Origin of the sequence: Bacillus sp. JJ1764 (assembly GCF_036962145.1) — a bacterium.
Taxonomy (GTDB): domain Bacteria; phylum Bacillota; class Bacilli; order Bacillales; family Cytobacillaceae; genus Neobacillus.
The window spans coordinates 1-14,583 of record NZ_JBALNY010000018.1 but is presented as its reverse complement, the minus strand read 5'-3'; the positions used below and the strand labels follow the sequence as shown (position 1 = coordinate 14,583).

Below are 14,583 nucleotides of genomic sequence, written 5' to 3'. Positions count from 1 at the left end.
TTCCGACACGATCTTGCTCTTTATTATCAAATCCTTAATATTGTGTAAAAGTGTATAAAGTATTTCAACTTGAAATTTTGGTTAGTGGCTACAATATTTCAAATTTACATTTAGGGGTGGGCAAAGTAACCTAAAGGGTAAACCTGGGGTTGTAAAACTCCTGGCATCCTAACTTTTCATCTCTTGCCCCTCTTCACTATCTAACATATCATTCCTTAAGTCGTGGCTTTGTTGGATCACAATTTGGTAGGTCTAAGTTTGCCGATTGGGCTAATTTCATCAGATAATAACATTCCTCACGAAACATATGATCTGCCATTAACGGTGCAAAGGTTCCTAAAGCTTGGTGATTTAATCCAAGTTCCTCTAGTTCTGTTAAAAATTGCTGGAATAATTTAATTTCTAATTGAGTATCTTTATTCATTTTTGCAAGCGCTGGAAACTCGGGCAAATTGGTTCTTAAATATCCTGCGAATTCCACTGCCTTCAAGTAGAAATCATCAAAATTTTTTTTAAAAGCATTGCTTTTCTCACGTAACTTTGTTTCAACACCGTCCAGATTGGAAGAAATGGCTTCAGCGTGGCCAGCGGCATCCAATAGCCATAAGAGATGATGATGGAGTTCATGATAAATAGGGGGGACTCGACCTGATTTGAGATGTTCTAAAATTCTAGCGTATTCCTCTAATTCATTCACCATATGATTAATAAATGTTGGAGGAAGATGGATTTTTATTTTTCCATTTAGATGTCTTCTGAGTAATTCGAGTTTGAATTCTCGCAATTTCAAAACTTCTGCCTCAGCTTCCACAGTAAGTGCCTGCAACTCAGAAGAAGATACCCGTTCCATCAGGGAATCAAAAGTATTGATAAAGTTGGCTGCCATGTTAATTTCTTTATTTTGAACAGGTGCTAGTGCCTCATAAATAAACCGGGAATGATCCCCCAGGATTTGGAGCCAAAAACGATGTTCAAATCTTGCAGTACTTTCAAAAACATCCGGCATACTTTTTCCTCCCGTTAAAAAATATCCACACTAATTTGATGTATACTCACCCTTTTTGATACTTATGAATGAGAAGAGGGGAATCATATCATGAGTTCCCCTTTCATACATTTATTCTCCTTTTGGTTTATCCATAAAAAAGAATTTTCCGGGAAAAAGATTTAGTTCTTTTACCTTGTCAGCATGATTAGCCATGATTTCATTAAAAAGTTCATGAGCAGATTTATTTTTTGTGTCGATCCCCAATTTCTCTGCTGCTTGGAATATCCGTTTTTCTTGAACCTCATGGACAATTTGGTGAAAATCTTTATTTTCTATTGAGATCCCTAGCTCTTTTGCTTCCTTTTTTACTTGCATGACACGAACTTCACGTGCTACATCACGCAAGTCTTTTCCTTCTGTCGCGATTCCTAGTTCCTTCGCTGCTTTCTTTATTTCGGTTTCAGCAACTTCTTTTGCTAACGCATTCAGTTCTTTTCCTTTCGTTTCGATTCCAAGTTCCTTGGCGCGCTTTTTAATGATTGTTTCCCTGACTTCTTTTGCAATGGCTTCCGAATCTTTTCCATCTGTTTTAATCCCAAGTTCTTCTGCCTGTTTTTTTAGAAACTCAGGATTGTGCTTAAAATGGCCATGGGCTTCCATACAAGTTTCCCCAGACGCTGCAAAAGTCTGAAACGGTGCTTGCAGTCCAAGCAATAAAGCTATTGCACAAAACAATTTGATCTGCATTTTTATCATCTGTAATATCCTCCTAAAAAGAATTTTGTGTATTACAGATGATAGGTTTCCCACCATTTGTTACCATATTATGAACAAATAATTAAATTAAATTTGCTTTAATCTTTCTCTAGCTGCAATGTATTCTTTATATAATTTATTAACAAACTCTCCAGCACCAGTAATCTCATGAATGGCTCCAATTCCCTGACCACAGCCCCATATATCCTTCCAAGCCTTCACCTTAGTGTCACCTGAAAAGTTCATCTTAGATGGATCGCTTTCAGGTAGGTTATTAGGATCTAATCCAGCTTTTTTTATAGACGGAGCAAGATAATTTCCATGGACACCTGTGAACAGATTACTATAAATAACGTCATCCGATGTGTGGTTGACAATGGCCTGCTTATACTCATGCACAGCATTCGCTTCATGGGTTGCAATAAACGGTGAACCAATATAGGCAAAATCAGCCCCCATCGCTTGAGCGGCCAATACACTGCTACCAGTAGAAATTGACCCGGCTAAAGCAAGCGGACCTTGAAACCACTCACGAATTTCCTGAACTAGGGCAAATGGGCTCTTCACTCCGGCATGTCCGCCGGCACCGGCTGCAACCGCTATTAACCCATCAGCTCCTTTATCTATTGCTTTATGGGCAAACATATTGTTGATTACATCATGCATCACAATTCCTCCATAACTATGAATCTCGGAATTGACCTCTTCACGTGCCCCCAGTGAGGTAATAATAATGGGAACTTTATATTTTTTACACATCTCTACGTCATGCTCCAATCGATCATTGGACTTATGAACGATTTGATTAATGGCAAATGGAGCAGCTGGTCGTTCTGGATGACGAGTGTTATAAGCAGCCAGTTCTTCAGTAATTTCCGCAAGCCATTCATCCAGCAACGAGACGGGTCTAGCATTTAAAGCTGGCATCGAACCTACGATACCTGCCTTACATTGGGCAATAACTAGTTTTGGATTACTAATGATAAAAAGTGGTGAACCGATTACAGGTAACCGCAAGTCTTTTAAAATTGATGGAATCATTGACATCATTTCCTCCCCTTCTATTAAAAAATATCAATTTACTCCCCTTGACATTTACATTATATACCATATCCACCCCATACCTCATTTGTTTTTTTCGAAAAATTCAATCAAATAATCAAAAGAGGTAAATGCATCTAGGCACCTACCTCTTTTAATCAATACTCTATTTATTTGTCTTTTTGATTTCCTTCTGCATCACGTTCAACTTTCATATCCGTAACAGGAAGATATCCTTGTTCCTGTAAAAGTTTATTTTGAATATCATCAGACATCATATAGTCAAGAAAAGCCTTTGCAAGTTCTTCAGGTTCACCTTTTGTATAAGAGTGCTCATATGCCCAAACAGGAAATTTGCCAGACTGTACGTTTTTTGCAGTGGCTGCGACCCCATCAATAGATAGCGGAGTTACAGATTGATCGGTGAAATAAGAGAATGCTAGATAGCCAATGGCTCCATCGGTTTCACTAATAATCTTTTTAACCGTGTTGGAAGAATCTTCTGTGATTCCTTCGTCTGGTGTTGCACCATCCAAAGCAAATTTATTGAAAACGGCACGCGTTCCTGAAGAATCCGGACGATTTACAAGAACGATTTTTTGGTCTTTACCACCAAGCTCTTTCCAGTTTGTGATTTTTCCAGTGAACACTTTGATTAAATCTTCCTTTTTAATATCTTTAATACCGACTTTAGGGTTAACTGCTGCAGTGATACCTACCACGGCAACTTTATGGTCAACTAATTGATCGGCAGGAATTCCTTCTTTTTCTTCAGCAAAGACATCAGAGTTACCAATCTGTACGGAACCTTCGGCCACTTGAGATAATCCTGTACCGGAACCTCCCGCATTGACCTGGATATCCACATTTGGATTTTCTGACATGAACTCTTCGGCTGCAGCTGCTACTAATGGCTGCATGGCAGATGAACCGGAGACTAGTAACGTACCTGAAAGTTCTTTTTTCTCTTCCGTCTTTGTGGATGTTTTGCTGGAGCCCTCTTGTTTCTTTTCAGAAGTTGTGTTTCCTCCACATGCAGCCATGATCACCATTAAAGCAGCAAATAAGGTAACCATGCTCAGTTTTTTAAATTTTTTCATTTGTTAAGTTTCCTCCCCATTAATCTACTCATTAAATTTTGTTTTGACCTTACAGTAACCAATATAAGGTACTAGTATTAATGGACAATTAACTGCATGTAAAGGTTTTGTAAAAATCATTTTTTCACAAACGGTACTTATTAGCCATCTTTAATAGGAAGAATGTATAAATTAATAATTCTTAACATTAGCTTAATAGTCTTTTTACGATTGTTTAATAGAATGAAATTATATACGTCAAATAAGCATTTATTTTAAATAATGATCAAGTCTCAACACTATGTATTCACAATATATGGCTTAAGGGGGTTATCATGAGAAATAAAATACTCGTTGTCGACGATGAGAGATCCATTGTTACATTGCTTGAATACAATTTGGTGCAGGCTGGTTTTGAAGTCGCAACAGCATTTGATGGTAATGAAGGTAGGAAACTTGCTGTATCGGAATCACCGGATTTAATCATTTTAGATTGGATGCTTCCAGAGCTTGATGGGCTGGAAGTTTGCAAACAGCTGCGGCAAGAAAAGATCATGACCCCGATCATCATGCTAACAGCCAGAGATCATGAGTTGGATAAAGTACTTGGCCTTGAATTAGGCGCAGATGATTACATGGTTAAACCATTCAGTCCTAGGGAAGTAATTGCCAGGGTAAAAGCAATCCTAAGAAGATCTCTGGTAAGGAATGATCAGCAAAGTGATGATGAAACAAAAATAAACATAAGTAATTTAATCATTTATCCAAAGAAATTCGAAGCCTATTACCAAGGAAAACGATTAGATTTAACCTTAAAGGAATTTGAATTGCTAGTTTTTATGGCTCAAAATAAAGGCAATGTCCTAACGCGTGATCAATTGCTGAATGCGGTATGGAATGATGACTTTTCCTGTGGTACAAGAATTGTTGATGTCCATATATCCCATTTAAGAAACAAAATTGAAGGAGAAATTGGAAATCCCGTTTATATTAAAACCATTCGGGGAATTGGATATAAACTAGATGATTAATATGGTATGAAAGCAGTTGATATTTGAATGATGATTTGATGGGGAGATAAAAAATGAGCCCCATCATTTTTTTTGACAAAATAAAAAGCCCCTTAGTTACAGTTCTATTTTTGAACAGTGAACTAACAGGGGCCTTCGGTGGACCGATCGGCAGTTATTCATTTTTCTTACCTAGCTTTCTTTTGTTGTGTGGAAGATTTTTTTTGTAATGGTAACCGGTGTCGCTCCAATTTGTCAATTTGCGTTACTTGTGAATCATGGACTGTTATTTGAATGGTTCCATATTCCAAGCTTTCCACTAACATTTTTACTTTTTCCATGACAATTTGATCCATTCGTCCAATAAAAGACAAGTAAATCATCCCCTTTAATGAAAGATAAACACTTGAATGATGTACTGGTTTCAGTTCCTCATGTTGGCTAAAAATCTTAATACTTTGTTATTACTATAATACATATTATACCTACCTGTAAACTAGGTATTTATTTTTTTAACGTTTTCTCTTTATCTTAGGCTTTGTTAAACTTGCCTGTTGAATTCCGCTCCAGCACGTGCTACTCAGGGGAGTCTTCGTGCCTTCTGCTCCAATCAACATGGTTAAAAATCAATAGTATTCTTCAATTATAGCCTTTACTAAAAAACAAAAAACCCAACAGTTTCCTCCTGTCAGGTTTACTTACAACTTAAGTCTTAATTAACTATTCTTGTCACGAAAATATCGTGACAGAGTAATAATCATAGCACCCATTCTCTCATTTTCAGGGACTACAATCCGCTCGATTCCAGCTTCCCTTAAAGCTTCGGCCGTTACCTTTCCAACCGCCGCAGCTACAGTTTGACGTTGAAAAGCATGAATAAGTTCATTAACACAACCTTGTTCCTTGGCAAATTCAAACAGAAAACGAACTTGAATTCCAGTAGTAAAGCAAACGGCATCTACTTTATTTTCAATAATCTCTTTGCTTAACGCTGAGACTGTAGCGAGTTCCGGTGCAACATGTTGGTATGGGAGGATTGTTAAAATTTCAGCCCCATTCTCTTCGAGAAAATGGGTCAAAGCTGGTGCAGGTTCACCATGAAGCTGTACCATGACTTTTTTTCCGGATAGATCAAAGCCTTCAAGTGCTTTCATTAACCCATTGACCGTCCCATCCTCATCAGTCGCGAACGGGATAATATCAAGTTTCTTTAGAGTGGATAGAGTTTTGTATCCTCTTGCTGCTACTTTGGCATCATGTATTTTGGCAAGAAACTGTTCTTTTACACCTAAATTTTCTGAAATATCAATTAGTGTTTCTGTTCCACCACCAGTTGTTAAAATAACCAAATCTGCACCTTCCTGGATAAACCTCATCAAATGGGGTTTAACCACTTCTTCATCCAATCGTAATGTGCCTTGGAGGGGTCGAACAACTGCAATACCACCTTGATTTTCAATTAATGAACAAATTTCTTCTGTTTTTCTCGTCCCCGTTATGACGATCTTTTTCCCATGCAAATTAGTGGACATTCGTTAAATCCTCGTTTCTTCAGTATTGATTCCTGGTTCCATTATAATACATCCTAACGAGAAAATGCCCACATGATCTGTAAATCAAGCCTTTAGGAATTTGATTACTATCCCTCCAACAAAAGAAACACCAGATCATTCTCGATCGAGGTTTGATACGTTTGCGCGCAACCACGATCAGGTGTTTGAACCATTCCGTCATGTAAACAGATTTTCCAATCATGCATTGGACAGAATACAAAATCGCTGCTTACGATGCCCTCGCTTAAAGCACCACCTTTATGAGGACATCGATTCTCTAATGCTCGAATTTTCCCATTTGATAATTTAAACAGGGCTATTTCCTTATCTCCAAAGCTAACCGTTTTTCCTATTCGGTCCTTGAGTTCATGGATGGAGCAAACGGGTAACCTGGTAACATTTTTGTTTATCATCGGCGTATCCTCCTTCAAAGTTCTATATCTTAGAAAAGGTCTTGCTATTATACATTTGTTCTTTCAGTTTATTATTCTCGATGATTTCCTTCCAAGGATCTTTTAGGACTGATAAGGCTTTTTCCATTCGGATGTTTAAGGACTTTAGTTTTTCCTTATCATCAAGTGTCGCCCGGATATAATCAAGGCCCACCCTCTCGATCCATGCGGAGGTTCGTTCTAAATAATGAGCTGTTTCCCGATAATACTGAAGATAAGCTGCCGTGATTTCCATTACTTCTTCTACTGTTTTAACTTTGTATAATAAATCTCCACCACGGACATGCGTTCCACCATTTCCACCGACATAGATTTCCCATCCACCGTCAATTCCGATAAAACCAATATCCTTAAAACCAGACTCAGCACAGGATCTCGGACATGCTGAAACAGCCATTTTAACTTTATGCGGTGTTTGCAGTCCTTCAAATTTCTTTTCTAGGAGGATTCCCAGACTCATAGAGTCCTGGGTACCAAAGCGACAATATTGCTCGCCAACACATGTTTTTACGGTTCGAAGAGATTTTCCGTAAGCAAAGCCGGAAGGCATGTCTAAATCCATCCATACCTTTGGCAAATCCTCTTTTTTGATACCTAGTAAATCAATGCGCTGTCCTCCGGTTATTTTCACTAATGGGATATCATATTTGTCAACGACATCGGCTATTCGCCGCAAATCAGTTGAATTTGTTACCCCTCCATACATTCTCGGAACGACAGAGTAAGTCCCGTTTTTTTGTATATTGGCATGCATTCGTTCATTCACAAACCTGGATTCTCGTTCATCCTGATATTCTGCAGGAGAGATCATTCCCAAATAATAGTTAAGTGCAGGTCGACATTTTGAGCAGCCTTCCTCATTGCTCCAACCAAGAACAAACATGACTTCCTTAATAGTCGACATTCCTTTTGCTTTTATTTCCTCGATTACCTTGTCACGCGATAACTTGGTGCAGCCGCATATGGCTTCATTTTGAGAATTAACCATATAGGTCTTACCTAGAGTTTGTTGCAGTATTTCTGCTACGAGAGTCTTGCACCCTCCACAAGACCGGGATGCACTCGTACATGCTTTGATTTTCTCAAGCGAAGAACAGCCTTGTTTATGAATAGCCTCAACAATCGTCCCTTTTGTAACACCATTACACCCGCAGATGATTTCCTCGTCACTCAACAAGGCAACCTGGCTTTTACCAGATTCGATATCACTTGATTGTAAAATGGATACTTTTGCCCTATCAGATATATCTGCTTCCTTTTGAATCAAAGATAATAACCGATTTCCATCACTGCTGTCCCCAAACAGGACGGCACCAACAATCTTGTTGTCTCGTAACACAATCTTCTTATAAATACCCTCTTGTTCATCAAACACTTTTAGGGATTTTTTATCTTTACCTTCCATGAAATCCCCTGCAGAAAATACTTCTACACCGGAAACCTTCAGCTGAGTTGATAATACCGACCCTTGATACGGATTTGTTTCAACACCACAAATATGTTTAGCCAATACTTTGCCTTGTTCATATAATGGCGCCACCAGTCCATACACCATGCCATTATGTTCTGCACATTCTCCAACTGCATAAACATTAGGTAAATCTGTTTCCATAAAATCATTGACTACAATTCCGCGATTAACACCCATTCCGCTAACCTTTGCCAATTCCATATTTGGCTTTATGCCGGCTGCCATTACAACTAGGTCAGTCTCTAGTGAAGTTCCATCGCTAAACAGTAATCCTTTTACTCGTTGATCACCATAGATTTGTTGGGTTTGTTTTTCTAAATAAAATGACATACCCTGCTTTTCCAACTCATCTTGCAGTAATCTTCCAGCTATCGGATCCAGCTGCCGTTCCATTAAATATGGACCCAAATGAATGACCGAGACGTCCATCCCCAGATTAATGAGTCCCCTCGCTGCTTCCAAACCAAGAAGACCACCTCCAATAACGGCGGCTTTCTTATATTCTTTTGATGTCGCAAGCATCACTTCTGTATCTCCTATATCACGAAAGGTAGTGACCCCTTCCTTCTCGACACCAGGGATTGGAAGTAGAAACGGTAAGGAACCGGTTGCCAAAATCAATTCATCATACGGTTCAACTCTCCCACAATCTGTGATCACCGTTTTTTTCAAAGAATTGATTTTCGTTACGGTTTCACCTGTAATCAATCGAATTCCGTTCTCATGGTACCAGCCCCAATCATTAAGTGTAATATTCTTCACTTCCATATCCCCCTGCAGAACCTTTGAAAGGAGAATACGGTTATAATTCGGATGGGGCTCGTTTCCAATGATCGTAATCTCGAATGAATCCCTAGCAAGCTTTAAGATTTCCTCAATCGTTCTGACACCCGCCATTCCATTGCCAACCAGAATTAATCTTTTCCTCTCCATTGGAGTCCCACCCCTTAGTAAGTTTATTCACAAACTATAGCACAGGTAAAAATGAAATTTACAAAACGTGTCAGGTATTCTTACTTATTTTTTAAATTTTTAAAAAATAACAATAAAAACCCGGACCGATTGGCCTGGGTTTTTATTAGATTGATGTATTTCCAACAGGTGGTCTTACATTGACAGCGGTCATTTTAAATCCCGGCATTTTGCAAAATGGGTCTAATTCACTTGAAACCAAAAGATTAACATTTTGAGTGTCAGCCCAATGAAATGGAACAAACACAGTATCTTTTCGAATTCCATTCGTATATCGGCTTCTGACTATAATACTTCCATTTTTGGAGCTAATTTTTACTAATGCCTTGTCAGGAAGGTTATATTTCATCGCCGTTTCTGGATGAATTTCCATAAAGGCTTCTCCATTACGGGCCACCAATGACGGGCTTTTTCTCGTTTGAACACCTGTGAGGTAGTGTGCTAATACCCTGCCGGTTGTTAAAAATATAGGATATTCAAAATTGGGTTGTTCTTTTGGAACATTTTGATGGTTCGGTACGATGATCATTTTTGCCCTCCCATCCTCGTGAGCAAAACGGGTTTCAAACAGTCGCTTTGTTCCCGCGTGGACAAGGTCCGGGCACGGCCAAAGAATACCGCCTGTAGTTCTTATTCGATCGTAGGTGATACCATAGTAATCTGATTGTCCCCCTCGGCTTGCTACCCTTAATTCATTAAATATTTCTTCAGGTGATGAAAAAGGAAAATACTCTCCTTTTCCAAGAGCTCTTGCAATCTCACATATGATTTCCCAATCATGCTTTACTTCTTCGGGACATGGATAGGTAGCTTCCCGTAAGGTTACTCTTCCTTCTAGATTTGTTAAAGTCCCTTCATCTTCCAAATACGAGGATGATGGTAAAATCAAATCGGCCATCCTTGCTGTCTCCGAAATAAATAAATCAACGGCAACGAAAAACCTTAATTTTTTTATGGCTTCTGTAACAAATTGAGCATTGGGACTTGAGACAATCGGATTAGAGCACATTAAAAATAGGCCTGTAATTTCACCCGCATCGATTCTCTCGAAAATTTCAAATGCGGAAACTCCCTTTCCTGGTAATTCATCCTTATCAATTCCCCACACATCGGCAATATATCTTCTGTGCTCTTCGTTTTCAATTGATCGATAACCAGGCAGTTGATCTGCTTTTTGACCGTGTTCTCTTGCTCCTTGGCCATTACTTTGTCCTGTAATGGCTCCAAAACCGCAAAAAGGCTTACCAATTTTACCGGTTGAAAGCAAAATATTCAGATAACCGCATACCCCCATTGTCCCATCTGTCTGTTGTTCCACGCCTCTTGCCGTTAATATCATTCCAGTTTTGGCTTTACCAAATATCAAAGCAGCTTTTCTAATTTCCTCACCTGCAACACCGGTCATTTTTTCAATTTCTCTCATCTCTATAGCTGAAATATATTCTTTTACCTCATCAAAGCCATTTACACGATTCTTTATAAACCCTTCATCCACAAAACCTTCTTCCAAAATGACCTTTAATAACCCATTTGCCAACGCTGCATCCGTACCCGGTTTAAGCTTAATATGCAAGTCAGCCATTTTGGTAGTCGGTGTTTCCCTTGGGTCTATCACTATTATAGAAGCTCCATTTTTTTGAGCTTTTATAAAATATGGCATTATGGTTGGTTGGCATTCAGCAAGATTGGTCCCAGCCAAAATGATACATTCAGCGAAAGGTATTTCATCAAGGCTGTTTGTAAATCCCCTATCGATTCCAAAAGTTAATTTGGCTGCAGTAGCAGCTGCAGACATGCAGTACCGGCCATTATAATCAATGTACTTCGTTTTCAGGGCTACTCTTGCAAATTTCCCCAATAAATAGGCTTCTTCATTGGTAAGGGAGGCACTCCCATACACAGCAATGCCGTGATTACCATCCACTTTCTGAATGTCGGTAAAATGTTGTTTAATCTGACACAATGCATCCTCCCAGGAAATTCGAACAAACTCTCCATTTACCTTTAACAATGGGTATTTTAGACGTTCTTTGCTAAAGACATGTTGATGGGCATACATGCCCTTGATACACATTCTGCCTTCACTGCATGGGTTTTTTTGGCCAGTTACCTTGTTTTTTGTTTCAGCGCCCGAAGATTGCTCTACTAATTTGAGTTTGCATTGCATACTACAAAACGGACATTGCGTATGAAAGGTTTGTTCTGTAACTACCTCGTGAGTATTTTCATGTTCGACCAATACAGAATTTTGTTGATCCACTGATACACCCCCTAAGATTCCTCCATTATTCCACACGATTTCAAAAAAGAAATTAAACTTGTCATATTTGCTGACGCAGTAAATTCACTTTGCATCCTTCTCGATACAAAACTGGTTACGAAAAAGAGTGTAAGGTTCTTTAACACAATTGCTGACAGACAATTTAAAAGTGATTACTCTTTGTTTGACAAAGGAAGAAAAAAGTGTAGGTGAAAGGAGCAAAGTGGATGAAACTATCAGACTTTCGAAAGAGCGGGCATGCCCCATCATTATTAGCATCATTTTTATATTTTGATGTCAGCTTCATGATTTGGGTTTTGCTTGGAGCATTAGGGGTATACATTACCAAGGATTTTAACCTTTCACCCTCGCAAAAAGGATTCATTGTGGCTGTCCCTATATTAAGCGGATCCATTTTTCGATTAATTCTTGGCTACTTAACAGATCGAATCGGGTCTCGAAAAACGGCAATTGGTGGTATGGTTGTCACTACTGCTCCGTTAGTTTGGGCATGGTTATTCGGGCATTCATTAACGGAATTGTATTTGATTGGCATCCTCCTTGGCGTTTCAGGGGCAAGTTTTGCTGCTGCCATTCCTATGGCAAGCCGATGGTATCCGCCCCACTTACAGGGATTAGCCATGGGGATTGCCGGAGCGGGTAACAGTGGGACACTTCTCGCGACCTTATTTGGTCCACGTCTTGCTGAGCAGTACGGGTGGCACAATGTGGTTGGAATGGCAATCATCCCCTTGATCATCGTTTTTATGATCTATGTTTTTCTTGCAAAAGATCCGCCTCTTCAAACACAGCCAAAAACGATTGGTCAATATTTCAACGTTTTTAAACGAAAAGATACTTGGTTTTTTTGCTTTTTTTATAGTGTAACTTTTGGCGGTTTTATCGGCTTAACGAGTTTTCTAAGCATCTTTTTTGTGGATCAATATGGTTTATCCAAGGTAACTGCAGGTGACTTTGTCACACTTTGCGTGGCCGCAGGAAGTGTTTTTCGACCTGTTGGCGGATTTATTGCGGACCGGATTGGTGGTGTTCGTCTTCTTACTTTTTTATTTTTTGGAATTGCTATTACCATGTTTGGGGTGGGTCTGCTTCCATCTTTAATGACGGTTACCTTCATGTTATTTTTGGGGATGATTAGCCTTGGGATGGGGAACGGGGCAATCTTTCAAATCGTTCCGCAGCGATTTAAACAAGAAATAGGATTTATTACAGGAATTGTAGGGGCTGCTGGAGGAGTTGGCGGCTTTTTAATCCCCATTTTACTAGGATCATTAAAACAACTCACCGGAACATACGCTACTGGATTTTTTTTATATGCTGGTATTGCAGTGACAGCGTTAATGATGTTAGGTATTGCCCATAACTCATGGCAATGGCAAAAGCGTGGGCAACACCACAGTTATCTATTAGATTCAAAAAAAATATAACAAACACGTAGAGCCAATCGAACTAAATCGATTGGCTCCATTCATTGAACTCCAATTTTACATATTTTTTACACCCACTTCATTAGTTCTTAAATTCTTAATCCTATAATGAGGATGTAAATTCAATTAAAAGGAGTAAGTAAAATATGTACTTGAAAATGCTGACCCAAAACAGACAGATTACGATTGATTATTTTAATAATGGTGCTTTGAATACTCTGAAAGGCCGTGTTTATTCCTTAAACTTAAAGGAACAGCTTCTTTCGTTAAAAGATGAAAATAAAGTTGTACACAGCATCCGTTTATCACGGATCAAACAAATTATATAATACTTCAAAAAAGGAGAGAGTAGATATGGAATTATTATTTAGATTATTTATATGGACTACATTTTTGACACTTAGTCCTTTTTAAAAGGATTGCATAAAAAACAAATAAGTCACCGCTATTTATACTAAAAAGAAATGACTTTCGAATGATGCTATCATGCACCAAAGCGGTAATAAATTAAAATATATGTTGCCAAAACAAAAATAAAATTTAGAAACNNAACACGAATATAAATTGATCTGTCTTAGTTTTATGGATTTTAATGGGAGGAGTATAGAATGAAACTCCCTCAATAATAAAGATAATTAAAACAATATGAATCATAAAATGGCCAATCACTTCAGTTACTCCAAATAACATGGTGGTCAAGACAAAAATAATGGTTACCACTAATCCAAGCACTCTATTTAAAATACCCACCACAAGTAAATATCCCACTACAAATTCAATAAATGCTGCCATAGTAATGAAAACAGTAGGTTCAAATCCGAATGTTGGTACATGATGATGGATTACGATATCAAGAGACATATCCGGATACACCCATTTTTCTACCGCCACCCAGCATAAGGATAACCCTGTCCCGAGATATAAAAATGGAAAACCAACTTTTTCAAACTTGGTATTTCCAACTAGTAAAACTCCGATAATGGCAACGTAAAATCCATAATCCAGCATATAGAAGATACCATGTTGCAAGGTAGTATAAATAAAAATGCCCAACAATACCAGTGCTCCCGCTTTTGTTGCCAAATGGTGTGGAATGAGCAAACAAACAACTGCCACCCATGTTAGGATGACAATGATGGATTGGGTAACATGCAACTCAGGGGCAAAAATAGTGCCATTACTAATTTGGATCATTAATGCTAGCGCTGTACCATACTTTAATAAATGTCTGGAGTATTTACGCAGACCTGAAAGTTTTTGGTCCCAATTTTGCATTAGTTGAGATTCAGCAATCTTTGGTATAAGGAGCGGTAATATTGCTAATACCACAGCTGCAATTAGTGCCAGAAAAATAAACAGAGGCGACAAAATATGCTCAATCGTTTCTTTATGTGGAGCAACATCTGTGAACCATTTCACATGGGCACTAGTAAAAATTGGCGTAATAAATAAACCTACTGCCAAAACAACTATTAATAATTTCTTCATCATCTATACTCCTTATTAAATTAACATCATTTACCTAAATAATATTGTGTGATAATGTAGGGAAT

The 14,583-nt window shown here is 38.5% G+C and carries 12 protein-coding genes; 3 read left to right on the top strand and 9 right to left on the bottom strand.

The genetic code is table 11. From position 1 onward, the window contains the following. Positions 1-208 precede the first annotated feature (208 nt). From V7083_RS02730 to V7083_RS02715, 4 genes are all read right to left on the bottom strand, one after another. Positions 209-1,006 carry a DUF2935 domain-containing protein gene (locus V7083_RS02730; protein ID WP_335475114.1) on the bottom strand — a complete coding sequence of 266 codons (798 nt, stop codon included), beginning with the start codon at positions 1,004-1,006 and terminating at the stop codon, positions 209-211. A 111-nt stretch (positions 1,007-1,117) separates the two neighbouring features. Further along, a complete protein-coding gene (locus V7083_RS02725; protein WP_335475111.1) occupies positions 1,118-1,744 on the bottom strand; it encodes a hypothetical protein in 627 nt (208 codons plus the stop codon). 87 nt (positions 1,745-1,831) lie between these two features. Continuing rightward, complete coding sequence (locus tag V7083_RS02720) at positions 1,832-2,791, bottom strand: NAD(P)H-dependent flavin oxidoreductase (protein WP_335475109.1); 960 nt, start codon at positions 2,789-2,791, stop codon at positions 1,832-1,834. 164 nt (positions 2,792-2,955) lie between these two features. Beyond that, entirely contained in the window at positions 2,956-3,885 is a 930-nt protein-coding gene (locus V7083_RS02715; RefSeq protein WP_335475106.1) for a phosphate ABC transporter substrate-binding protein, read from the bottom strand. Between the two features lie 314 nt (positions 3,886-4,199). Between V7083_RS02715 and V7083_RS02710 the strand changes: the two genes are divergently transcribed. Further along, entirely contained in the window at positions 4,200-4,895 is a 696-nt protein-coding gene (locus V7083_RS02710) for a response regulator transcription factor (protein ID WP_335475104.1), read from the top strand. Between the two features lie 167 nt (positions 4,896-5,062). Here the strand turns inward: V7083_RS02710 and V7083_RS02705 are convergent, their stop codons facing one another. From V7083_RS02705 to nasC, 5 genes are all read right to left on the bottom strand, one after another. After that, complete coding sequence (locus V7083_RS02705; RefSeq protein WP_438823687.1) at positions 5,063-5,257, bottom strand: YezD family protein; 195 nt, start codon at positions 5,255-5,257, stop codon at positions 5,063-5,065. A 333-nt stretch (positions 5,258-5,590) separates the two neighbouring features. After that, entirely contained in the window at positions 5,591-6,406 is an 816-nt protein-coding gene (locus V7083_RS02700) for a uroporphyrinogen-III synthase (RefSeq protein WP_335475102.1), read from the bottom strand. A 107-nt stretch (positions 6,407-6,513) separates the two neighbouring features. Then, positions 6,514-6,840: a nitrite reductase small subunit NirD gene (gene nirD / locus V7083_RS02695; protein WP_335475100.1), complete on the bottom strand. Its 327-nt coding sequence runs from the start codon at positions 6,838-6,840 to the stop codon at positions 6,514-6,516. A gap of 22 nt (positions 6,841-6,862) precedes the next feature. Continuing rightward, positions 6,863-9,283 carry a nitrite reductase large subunit NirB gene (nirB, locus tag V7083_RS02690; protein ID WP_335475098.1) on the bottom strand — a complete coding sequence of 807 codons (2,421 nt, stop codon included), beginning with the start codon at positions 9,281-9,283 and terminating at the stop codon, positions 6,863-6,865. Between the two features lie 145 nt (positions 9,284-9,428). Next, positions 9,429-11,582, bottom strand: a complete 2,154-nt coding sequence (gene nasC / locus V7083_RS02685; protein ID WP_335475096.1) for an assimilatory nitrate reductase catalytic subunit NasC — start codon at positions 11,580-11,582, stop codon at positions 9,429-9,431. A 227-nt stretch (positions 11,583-11,809) separates the two neighbouring features. Here nasC and V7083_RS02680 point away from each other — a divergent pair, with 227 nt between their 5' ends. Beyond that, the gene (locus V7083_RS02680) at positions 11,810-13,030 is read left to right on the top strand and encodes a nitrate/nitrite transporter (protein WP_335475094.1); all 1,221 of its coding nucleotides are present in this window, start codon (positions 11,810-11,812) and stop codon (positions 13,028-13,030) included. A gap of 146 nt (positions 13,031-13,176) precedes the next feature. Then, positions 13,177-13,359 carry a YolD-like family protein gene (locus tag V7083_RS02675; protein WP_335475092.1) on the top strand — a complete coding sequence of 61 codons (183 nt, stop codon included), beginning with the start codon at positions 13,177-13,179 and terminating at the stop codon, positions 13,357-13,359. Positions 13,360-14,583: the final 1,224 nt, after the last annotated feature.

Coding starts and splice junctions, on each gene's coding strand:
- V7083_RS02680 (WP_335475094.1), top strand. CDS start 11,810: ATGAAACTATCAGACTTTCGAAAGAGCGGGCATGCCCCATCATTATTA.
- nirD (WP_335475100.1), bottom strand. CDS start 6,840: ATGATAAACAAAAATGTTACCAGGTTACCCGTTTGCTCCATCCATGAA.
- V7083_RS02725 (WP_335475111.1), bottom strand. CDS start 1,744: ATGATAAAAATGCAGATCAAATTGTTTTGTGCAATAGCTTTATTGCTT.
- V7083_RS02730 (WP_335475114.1), bottom strand. CDS start 1,006: ATGCCGGATGTTTTTGAAAGTACTGCAAGATTTGAACATCGTTTTTGG.
- V7083_RS02720 (WP_335475109.1), bottom strand. CDS start 2,791: ATGTCAATGATTCCATCAATTTTAAAAGACTTGCGGTTACCTGTAATC.
- V7083_RS02700 (WP_335475102.1), bottom strand. CDS start 6,406: ATGTCCACTAATTTGCATGGGAAAAAGATCGTCATAACGGGGACGAGA.
- V7083_RS02705 (WP_438823687.1), bottom strand. CDS start 5,257: ATGATTTACTTGTCTTTTATTGGACGAATGGATCAAATTGTCATGGAA.
- V7083_RS02715 (WP_335475106.1), bottom strand. CDS start 3,885: ATGAAAAAATTTAAAAAACTGAGCATGGTTACCTTATTTGCTGCTTTA.
- V7083_RS02675 (WP_335475092.1), top strand. CDS start 13,177: ATGTACTTGAAAATGCTGACCCAAAACAGACAGATTACGATTGATTAT.
- V7083_RS02710 (WP_335475104.1), top strand. CDS start 4,200: ATGAGAAATAAAATACTCGTTGTCGACGATGAGAGATCCATTGTTACA.
- nirB (WP_335475098.1), bottom strand. CDS start 9,283: ATGGAGAGGAAAAGATTAATTCTGGTTGGCAATGGAATGGCGGGTGTC.